This window comes from Wolbachia endosymbiont of Litomosoides brasiliensis (assembly GCF_013366805.1).
Classification (GTDB): Bacteria; Pseudomonadota; Alphaproteobacteria; order Rickettsiales; family Anaplasmataceae; genus Wolbachia.
In genome coordinates this window covers 43,524-53,405 of record NZ_WQMO01000006.1, presented here as the reverse complement: position 1 = coordinate 53,405, position 9,882 = coordinate 43,524, and the positions used below count along the sequence as shown (strand labels likewise).

Sequence of the window (9,882 nt, the reverse complement as noted above, 5' to 3'; positions counted from 1 at the left end):
AGTGAACAATTTTTCTCCTCTTGCAAATTTTAGATGCTTCATTCATGAAGTTGGTGCTGTTCTTGAAATGCAACATACTTTTGCTATGGCTGTTGTGCTGCACTTTTTTACTGCAATTGCAGCATTTAGTTTTTTTGCAACATTATGCGTCATTTTACATTTCCTTCAGCATCTCTTTCGCTGATTTCACAACTTTTTCATCCAATAATTTTGATTTCAACGCTATTTTACTCACTTCAGCATGGCTTTTTCCCACTATTATCTACCTGTTCCTTGCATAGTAGAAATTGGTATTAGGACACAGGCTAAAGTAAAATTAGGCAGACAAAATTTTTATCTCTACAGCACAGTTAATCCTAGAAACGGAAAGGGTCACAGTTTATTTGCACTGAATATTAAAATTGACTGCAGGAATATATCTCTTAAACAAATGTCCACAATATTAAGAACACGAGAAGCCTTTTGCGTAATAAAGTCTATAATACAATTGCTTTGCTTGAGAGCGCCTTGTGCAAATTTATCACCTCTCTTTCCCACTCCTCAATTAAATAATTCTACAATGCCACTTATTTAACCTATTAACAATGAAAATCGGTGCAAATTGTTTAAAGCAATCTCTTAGTAAAGAAGTCCTAATACATCGCAAGGGTTGTGATATGTACCATAGTAGTTATAACATGAGTTAAAATGATTATGACATGAGTTAAGAGTACTAAGGTGTGTATGTAGAACAAGAAGGTGTACACATTGGAAAAACTGAGGCTGATAAATGAGAAGCCATACATTGTTGTTATAGTAAAAAACCGTGAGCATAAATCATGACATGCCCTTTAAAAAATAATATCAAGTTATTATAAGTTAAAATAGTTAGGAATTTGATGGCTTTATTCTAAGTTTAGTACATCTATCCAATTGACAGCAGTATGATTTGAATTTTTTTGTTTTGCATGGCACTTTAACAGGTCATGCCTACTATATTTTCGTTAACTTCGCATACAATCCATCTTTACTCATTAAAGAATCATGAGTTCCCACTTCTTCTACCTTTCCATGATTAATTACTATAATCCTATCAGTTTTGAGTGCGGTTGACAGCCTATGCGTAATCATGATTGTTGTTCTGTTTTGCATTAGTTTACTTAGTGCCTTTTGCACAAGGTTTTCACTCTTGTAATCAAGAGCAGAGGTTGCTTCATCCAGTATTAAAATCTGGGGATTTTTTAGTATGGCCCTTGCTATTATAAGGCGTTGTTTTTGTCCTTCAGAAAGTTTTAATCCTCTTTTTCCTACAAATGTGTCAAATTTATCAGGTAGCTTTTCAATAAATTCCATCGCATAAGCACTGATAGCTGCTTGCTTCACTTCCTCATATTCAGCATCTGGTTTGCCATATAGTATATTCTCCAGTATTGAACACGAAAATATCATATGATCCTGTGGCACCAAACCAAACAATGATCTAAGATTACTTAAAGCAATTAATTTAATGTTACACCCATCAATAGTGACGCTGCCTTTGCTTGGATCATGGAAACGGAGTAGAAGCTTTAAAATAGTGCTCTTACCACTACCGGATGGGCCAACGATCGATACTGCTTGGCCCGTCTCTATAGAAAATGACACATTATCTAGCACTGGCTTATCAGGTCGAGATTCATAAAAGAATGTTACGCTATTAAAGGAAATTCCTTTCTGAACACCACAAATTTTTACAGGATCATCGATATCCATTATGGAGCTTTTCATATTTTTAAGTTCAAACAAACGCTCTACTATTCCAAAGCCCCGCTGTAGGTCACTGATGTTATCGCTCAAATTGTTTACAGCTCCTGCTGCAAGTGCTGAATAAAACACAAACGAAGATAGTTCTCCAATGGTTATATTATTACTTAAGACTTCTTTAATACCGAAAAAGAGCAAAACTACCAATGAGCCTATCACACACGCTATAACCAAGGTCACTAAAATAGCACGCAAGAATACTAATTTCACGTATGACCTTGACACTGAATCTAGATGCTCTTTAAAACGGATTTTTTCATTTTCTTCCAATACAAATGATTTGATAGTTACTATAGACCTAAAATTTTCTTCGCTAAATGATGCAAGCTCACTTAGCTTATTCTGAGCAAAGCATGCATAATTGCGCACTTTCCTCCCGAGTGAAGTCATGATAATGAGTAGTATTGGTATTATTGCAGCGGCATATGCGGTTAAATGCAGGTTTGTATATAGTAGCATGGCAACACTACCAATCAAAATTACAGAATTTCGTAATATGGTTAGTAAGCTGCTATTCATTATCGATTGCAGCACAGAGGTATCGGTAATTAGTGCTGAGATGACATCTTGAACACCTGTATTCTCAAAAAAACTTGGTTGCAAATCAGCAATATTTCCATATAAGTCATATCTTATTCTCGCAATAACTTTCTCGCTGCCAATTCCAATGAAATACAATCTAATAAACGCAGTGAGAGAAATGACTAAAACTATGAACATAGTAACTAATAGCTTGGTGGTAAAATTGTGTTCTGTACCAGAATCAATTATGTTACTCAAGCCTCTACCAAAAAGGAGAATTGTTAAAGCTGAAGATAAAACAGCAATAAAAGCTATGATAAAATAATGCAGATTAGGTTTTATGTAATAAAATAATTGCCTGATATTAGATCGCATCTTATTTTGAAGTTTCTGAAGTTAAGTATATGAGTTTTGGTTTTAGGAGAAAGAGGAAAGGTATAGTATAAAGGAACTAGTTTATAGTGTGTCTTTTAAAGAAAGACGCTTACGAAGATTTAATGTGATAGCCTGGTTCCTACTAAAAGACAGCATTATGCCAAGTGCGATGCTTAAAGACATAAAGAGAAGAACCACCGTAGCTAAGTAGAGGTAAAGTTATGCTAGTGGTTGGAAAAACGCTCAACGTTACCCCTATGTTTATTACAAATTGTGTAATAAATTGAATTGAGACACTCAAAATCACCAGCAGATTAAATAGTTCATTTTCTCTATATGCAATATAAAGCAAGCGAGCAGAAATGATGCCAAATAACATCAATGTGATCAAATAATAATCAAACCAAATTCCTCCGCTAAAACAGAAAATACAAAATCTGTGTGATAATCAGGGAGAAAGATCTTTATACTGCCTTTACCAGGCCTAACACCAGTTAACTGACCTTTTTTGAATTCTCCCAATGATTTTATAACTTGAAAATTATCATGCTGTGTAAAGTTATAAATCCTTTATTTCATATGTGGAAAACATAAGCAGGCTGTTGTAATTCCAGTTACGACTATTCCCGCTATACATAGAAAGTATAAAAGTGGTACACATGCAACAAACATTTGACCAATGAAAGAATACACTAAAAGTACAGACATACTGAAATCAGGTTGTAAAAGTAACAACATGAAGATTAGTATAAATATTATAATTGATATGTATATCTTAAGCTTTATTCCACACAAACTCAAAAGGTTGAACTGAAATTTTAATAATATGCAACCAACGTTTTATGCCTTTTGTCTCTATACCAAGTATTAATACGCCTACCATTAAAATAATAAATAAAGTAAGACTTGCAAACGAGAGGTTAAGTATGGTTTTTGTATTGAGAAAAGAAAATGTCACTAAGGTAATCAATGATAGAACTATATAAAGTAATCTTGTGGCAAAGAAAGACGCTGTGCAATTACAGGGCTTGCCGAATAGACAAGAATGAAGCTTATAGTTAATAAAAAACTACTGGAAGGATAAGATAATAATCCAGCGTCCTACACCAAAGTTTAATATTCATTTTGTTCCAGTATGTAATGCCACTATTCCATAGCTTATATTATGAAATTCAACATTCTTAAAGCCCACCTCTTCAATTTCCATTTTGAATTCAGCCTGAGCTGGAAACTCTCTGATGCTCCTCACTAAATACTCATAAGAGCTCTTGTCTCTAGCAACTATGTTGCCAATTTTAGGAATTACTTTGAATAAATATAAGTCATAAAGTTTGGCAAACATCTCGTTTTGATAGTGCATAGGAGCAAATTCCAAGCAGATAAATTGTCCATTGTTTTTTAGTACTCTATATATCTCACTTAAAGCTTTTTTACGATCGGAAACGTTTCGAATACCGAAAGCTATTGTGCAATAATCAAACTCAGAGTTTTCAAATGGCAAACTTTCCGCATTTGCATGCACCCAATTAAAATTAAGCTGATTTGAGTTTATAGCTTTGTCACGTCCTCTACTTAGCATGTTTTTATTTATGTCACATACTGTAACCTGAACACTCGGCTCTCTTCTTACTATTCTCATTGCTATGTCTCCGGTTCCCCCAGCTACATCTAGAACCTTAGATCTTTTTGTAAAATGCACGCTATTTACTACCTTATCCTTCCATAGTCTGTGTATTCCCAGGCTCATTATATCATTCATGATGTCGTAATAATTTGCCACAGAATCAAAAACCTTCTTGACTAATTGTGATTTATTCATACCCCTCTCAATCTTTATTAGATATTACATAAAGTTGTTGAACCTTATCACAAAAATATATCCAGTATCCTATTACTAGAATACCTCCTTGATTTTTAATCACATCTTGCAATATCATATTCAGTTTTGCACCATCTATTATAAAATTCAAGTATACCTAAAATCTCTGTTGAAATAGGTAAAAATTCCTTATAATTGACCCAGGTAAACCTTGATGAACCACTATACTATAGCTTAAGGGCCACAGAAAGAAGAGTTAATGGCTATCCGTGTTATATACATGTAAGCACTATAAAACATTAGATATATCTTTATATACCCGCTTTTTCATATTACTTTTCAACTTAGGCTTTCTTGTTAAGCTCAAAAAAAACTCGACCACTGAAGCTGGAACCTAGAAAAAAAGAATCAGTGTTAGCCACTTGAATAAGAGGGATCTTGAACCAGGTGGTTAAATTAATGTACTAATAAAGAAAATACATTATAATAAAACTTCTGTAGCTCAGCGAATCATTAAGTGGCAATAGTTCTTCCACAGAATATCATCTCTCTTATCATGATACTTTCTGTAGCAATTGTCGATATGGCAACTGACCTGTACTCAGTTGCACTACCAAGTATTGCCAATTACTTCAAGGTAGGAGGCCATGTGGTACAACTTACAATTAGTTTAAATTTAGTTGGATTTGCGATGTCTGGGTTGATTTATGGCCCATTATCGGACTATTATGGTAGGCGTCCGATAATGCTGATTGGTATGACAATTTTTACTTTAGCAAGCATTGCTTGTTACATAGCTGATAACATTGTGCTCTTAATACTAATTCGCTTCATACAAGGGGTAGGGGCTGGGGTTACAGGTGTTGTTGGATATGCAGCAATAAGGGATATGTACTCTGGTAGTGAATACTCAAGGGTAATTTCAAAGTTAAACATGATAGTAGCACTTTCACCTGGAATCGCTCCAGTAATAGGTAGCCATATGATTTCACACGGTTATCACTGGAAATTTTTGTTTTTTATTATATCACTTGCGGCAATTATTATGCTTATTTTTATCTACTTTAAGTTACAAGAAACACTCAATATTAATAGAGATAAAACTAACATAACTAATATAATCATTAATGTCTCTAAGCAATATATATCAATATTTAGGAATTATCGTTTTCTTGGATTTTCAGCTATTCATGGATTAACTTTCATGTGGCTCTGGGCGTATATTGCTAACTACCCTTTCATATTTGAATCCATGGGCATTGAGGTACAACATTTCGGTTATTTCATATCAATCATAGTTATATTTTACATAATTGGAACCTTAATTAACAGAAGATATATACCGAAGGTGGGAGTTAGCAGGATGTTAATGATAGGTTTAGTATTACCAATAATGTCCGACTGTTCGCTGATATACCTTTACTTAATAGACAAATTAAATATATCCACCCTCATAATATTTTGGGTTCCAAACAATATTGGCCTTGCATTGATAATAAGCAACAACGTAGCCTCTGCATTAGAAACGATCAAAGGTATAGGTCTTGGTAGTGCGGTCCTCTCATTCTGCAATATGATGTTTGGAACTATCGGAATATATATAGTAGGAAAATTCTTTTCTTATGGTGTTTTGTCAAATTTACTGCTGACAGTTATATGTTCTACAATCGCAATTCTTATATATGGCTTACTCAAATATGCTGAAGAACACTTGAACAGCTAATTGGTAGTAAACTTTATCATTATGCTGCGCAGTGTACGGTAAGATAACTTATTTAGAAGATCCCCTAAACTATTAGTCCAAATATTACCGGCATTTTGAACATTTTCCTCCATCTTTGCTCTCTTTACTAGTTGCTATGCAATAAGGATAATCTAATACTAATCCCTACTATACAAGAAACTGATAGACAACAATAAAAAAGAAGTTATACTGAATGGTGCTGAAACAAAAATTATTGATGAAAAAGTCATGGAATCAGCAAAAGAAATGGTAAAGAAAGCGCGAAATAATGCATATGTTCTCAAAAAAAACTAAATGCGGCAATTGCAACAAAAAAGCACAGTATAACAACACACAACAAAAATATGTTACATTTCAAGAATAGCACTAACTACTAAAATTTGGAAGAGAAGGAAATTTGTCTCTCCCTCTTCAACGTTGCAGAAAAAACATTGCAGAAAAACAGTGATGCTAATCCTCAGCAATTGTATTATAGACTTTATAGGATTGAGTTTGGGTAAGCATGGTAGCAGATATATAATCTCAATATTTTTAGTACCTTTAAATTTCTTGACTCATGCCAATTAGCAAATCTACTGTTCAAAAAATATATTCATATAATCAGTGTTGAAATTTGGCGCAAATAAGCTAGAACTCTTTCCATTTCTAAAATTAACTGCACTGTAGAAATAAAAATTTTGTTCTATCACCTAATTTTACTCCAACCTGTATTCTAACACCCTTTTTAAACCAACATGTATTCAATTTCTGAAATGTGTGAATTGGCCTTAGCGTAATACACGAAAACTTCATTTTTTGCATATTATGGTACACCTGTAGATTTGCTGATATTCAAGTCAAAATTCTCATTTCTTTAACGGTAATATTAGGGTTTTCTTGCATCTATATTCCAAAGAGCAAATAATTTTTTCTTTTCTAAATTTGAGGTGCTTTATCTATGCAGTTAGTGCTATTCTTGAAATGAAAAACATATTTTTGCTACGGGTTATTATACTGTACTTTTTTGCTGCAATTACCGCATTTAGTTTTTTTTACAATATGCATTATTCCTGTTGTGTGCTTTTAATTTTCATATTCTTCCTTACTAATAACTCTTTGTTTTTTAGCTTTAGCTAACATTATTATGGAGACTGGTTAAATTTTTATAAAAAAAAGGCTATGCTGTTAACGTATGACACGAACTACACAAGTAACAAATATGAGGACAGCCAGCCAGTTCCTAGATTTGTTTTTGTTTAGAACGCTGATTCAACTTCAGGTACCTGCTGCTCACAGTGAACACTTCTGGATCTCGAGAAGTTAGTTTGAGTATAGCTAATATATTGATAAACAATAAAGCAGCAATCGAAATATCAGCAACATCCCATAGTAACTGAACTTTACCTATTGAACCAAGTGGGATAACCACAGTGAAAATTACAACCCAGATTTTAGTGTATTTATCATTTTGAGATACATAGCGTATTGTCTGCTTCGAGCAAAAAAACCAGGTGAAAATAGTGGTAAAAGCAAAACAAAACATTATGGCCATAATTAGATAGTCAATATAAGGCCAATTTATTGCTTTTCTGAAAGCAAATATACACATGTTAGTACTCTCTAAATCAGTAACCCAAGAATCTGTAACAAGCAGTACCATCGCTGTAACAAATATTATGAATGCAACTATAAAAGGCGATATTATTGTGATTAGACTCTGTTCGACAACGAATTTATTATTATTCCTTTTATGGACAACTGAAGAGTGTACAACTCCTTCGAGGCCAAACCCTATGTCTGTTGCAAAAATACCTCGCAAAGTTCCTACTTGAATAATAGTTAACGTTTCTAAAACTAAACCTAAAGATAAACCAAAGTTGAAGCTACTAGTTGTAAAAAAGCTGCTTGTTATTAGCTTTAGAGAAGGAAGAATATTTTCACTAAATTTAAATAATATAATACTGCAAAGTGCGAGGTAACTTACCGTCATTATCGGTATCATAGCTGATATGAAAATTTTGGTTTTCTTTAAGCTGAGAGCTGCAACAACAAAAAATATTATGGCCATTATAATTCCACCAGTAACCACAGGTACATCTATCATATCAAGTGGTATTGATAGAGAATTCACCTGAACAAGGTTACCGACAGTTGTTGAAACCATCATCATAATAACTAGAAATACAACTGTAGCTTTCCTAGAGTTAAATGCACCAGCCATATAGGCCATAGGGCCACCTATAAGCCTTCCATTCCTTTTTTTCCTGTTCTTTATACTCAGGTAACAAGTGATATATTTTATCACAGAAGTAATAACAACAATTATCGCCATCCACAAAATAGAGCCAGGTCCTCCGGTTTTTAGAGCAACAGCAGTCCCTGAAATATTTCCAACTCCTAAATTTCCTCCTAAGATTATAAATAGGGCAGCTATAGAGGAAAATTTATTTTCCCCTTTCTTAACTCCAATAAGTGAAAAGGCATGTGGCAACCTAAATATCTGTAACCACTTTAGCCTAATTGATAGGTAAATACTAGCAACTAGTATTAGTAATATTGTTGGTAGTAATAAAATAGACTTTACTGTATCCATCTACGTGCTGAAGGTAAGCATTTTGACTTAGTATATAAACAAAAGTTTAAAATGCCCAAGCCTATTTTTTATGAAAGTTCGCGTGACTAACGAAGCTTATTTCTGTCATCTTACGGCTGATTATAGGCTAGATTCCAGCACTACATACACGACTGTACAAGCATTGTATTTCGGAAATTCAATCAACTCACAGAATGGCTATTTTAGGCCTAAAATTTACCTTTAATCTTTGTTTAAGCAACAAAAGCACAATATTAAACTAGGCGTGATACCTTATTTCCCTTAATTCATGAAATTGTGGGTATTTATAATTCCAAGGTTGGCTATTTGTTAAGTGTATAGGACACTAATGTTAAGTTCCTAAAAGAGATATTAATTAGTATTTCTTTTGCCTTATTACAATTACAAAAGCGTTCTCTACTAGCAGTAGTGTCATACAAACTATCTACAAATTGCAATGTTTGTGTAGATATAAGCTGAGTGATTCACCAAGATTACTTAAGCATTACCCCCCAAAAAAAACTTAGGTTTAGGTAGTATAGTATCTGGACTTGCGTGCATGTTGCACGGAGATTTCAAATCGCGTTTCAAGATTTATCTGTTTATTATATAACAACTAATTTGAAGGTCACCTTTGCAATTGTCACAATGGCATAAAAATTGTGTGGGAGGATAATCATAAATAAGAATAACATACCTTAATTATATAATCGGCACCTTGGTTACTTTAACCTTATTAGCATCAGGAGCGTTTGCTATAGCTACCTTATGTTGTTTTTTTTAACTTCCCGTTTATTGTTAGCCGTGCTGTGCTTTCTATTGTAACTACTGCACCTTTATATATATGCAGCAATTAGTAAGAACAAAGCCATCCCCAAGAAAGATGCTCAACTTGCTGTAGTTGAAATACAAATTGACCAAAGTGTGCAAAAGCAATTCACTGAAATTGGAATACAAGTTGACAAAGCTTAATCTGGTCAAAGTGAAGCTATCGGTAATAGGAAAATTCAACAGATATATGACGTAGAGGGAAAAAGCAAACAGAACATGTTCCTACTTCTTATACAA

9 protein-coding genes and 1 pseudogene are annotated in these 9,882 nt (G+C 33.5%); 1 reads left to right on the top strand and 9 read right to left on the bottom strand.

The window, feature by feature from the left end:
• Nucleotides 1-45 precede the first annotated feature (45 nt).
• From GO684_RS05740 to ubiE, 7 genes and pseudogenes are all read right to left on the bottom strand, one after another.
• Nucleotides 46-226, bottom strand: a pseudogene (locus tag GO684_RS05740) (IS630-like element ISWpi10 family transposase); the annotation flags it as partial.
• A 146-nt stretch (nucleotides 227-372) separates the two neighbouring features.
• Entirely contained in the window at nucleotides 373-537 is a 165-nt protein-coding gene (locus GO684_RS02105) for a hypothetical protein (RefSeq protein WP_175938487.1), read from the bottom strand.
• Between the two features lie 435 nt (nucleotides 538-972).
• On the bottom strand, nucleotides 973-2,679 hold the full coding sequence (locus GO684_RS02100; RefSeq protein ID WP_175938484.1) for an ABC transporter ATP-binding protein: 1,707 nt from the start codon (nucleotides 2,677-2,679) through the stop codon (nucleotides 973-975).
• A 142-nt stretch (nucleotides 2,680-2,821) separates the two neighbouring features.
• Nucleotides 2,822-3,058, bottom strand: a complete 237-nt coding sequence (locus GO684_RS05545) for an FtsW/RodA/SpoVE family cell cycle protein (protein ID WP_255419646.1) — start codon at nucleotides 3,056-3,058, stop codon at nucleotides 2,822-2,824.
• Nucleotides 3,059-3,066: 8 nt separating this feature from the next.
• A complete protein-coding gene (locus tag GO684_RS05540) occupies nucleotides 3,067-3,201 on the bottom strand; it encodes an FtsW/RodA/SpoVE family cell cycle protein (protein ID WP_255419645.1) in 135 nt (44 codons plus the stop codon).
• A gap of 253 nt (nucleotides 3,202-3,454) precedes the next feature.
• A complete protein-coding gene (locus GO684_RS05160) occupies nucleotides 3,455-3,649 on the bottom strand; it encodes an FtsW/RodA/SpoVE family cell cycle protein (RefSeq protein WP_246228200.1) in 195 nt (64 codons plus the stop codon).
• A 150-nt stretch (nucleotides 3,650-3,799) separates the two neighbouring features.
• Nucleotides 3,800-4,498, bottom strand: coding sequence for a bifunctional demethylmenaquinone methyltransferase/2-methoxy-6-polyprenyl-1,4-benzoquinol methylase UbiE (ubiE, locus tag GO684_RS02090; RefSeq protein ID WP_175938482.1), 699 nt, complete (start codon nucleotides 4,496-4,498; stop codon nucleotides 3,800-3,802).
• A gap of 517 nt (nucleotides 4,499-5,015) precedes the next feature.
• Here ubiE and GO684_RS02085 point away from each other — a divergent pair.
• Nucleotides 5,016-6,221, top strand: coding sequence for a Bcr/CflA family efflux MFS transporter (locus GO684_RS02085; RefSeq protein ID WP_458695320.1), 1,206 nt, complete (start codon nucleotides 5,016-5,018; stop codon nucleotides 6,219-6,221).
• A gap of 672 nt (nucleotides 6,222-6,893) precedes the next feature.
• Here the strand turns inward: GO684_RS02085 and GO684_RS02080 are convergent.
• Nucleotides 6,894-7,043 carry a hypothetical protein gene (locus GO684_RS02080; protein ID WP_175938480.1) on the bottom strand — a complete coding sequence of 50 codons (150 nt, stop codon included), beginning with the start codon at nucleotides 7,041-7,043 and terminating at the stop codon, nucleotides 6,894-6,896.
• 418 nt (nucleotides 7,044-7,461) lie between these two features.
• Entirely contained in the window at nucleotides 7,462-8,814 is a 1,353-nt protein-coding gene (locus GO684_RS02075) for an alanine:cation symporter family protein (protein ID WP_175938478.1), read from the bottom strand.
• Nucleotides 8,815-9,882 lie beyond the last annotated feature (1,068 nt).

Bases quoted from the DNA above. Each gene is read 5' to 3' on its own strand.
- GO684_RS05545 (WP_255419646.1), bottom strand. From the start codon at position 3,058: ATGTTATTTGGCATCATTTCTGCTCGCTTGCTTTATATTGCATATAGA.
- ubiE (WP_175938482.1), bottom strand. From the start codon at position 4,498: ATGAATAAATCACAATTAGTCAAGAAGGTTTTTGATTCTGTGGCAAAT.
- GO684_RS02100 (WP_175938484.1), bottom strand. From the start codon at position 2,679: ATGCGATCTAATATCAGGCAATTATTTTATTACATAAAACCTAATCTG.
- GO684_RS02080 (WP_175938480.1), bottom strand. From the start codon at position 7,043: ATGCAAAAAATGAAGTTTTCGTGTATTACGCTAAGGCCAATTCACACA.
- GO684_RS02075 (WP_175938478.1), bottom strand. From the start codon at position 8,814: ATGGATACAGTAAAGTCTATTTTATTACTACCAACAATATTACTAATA.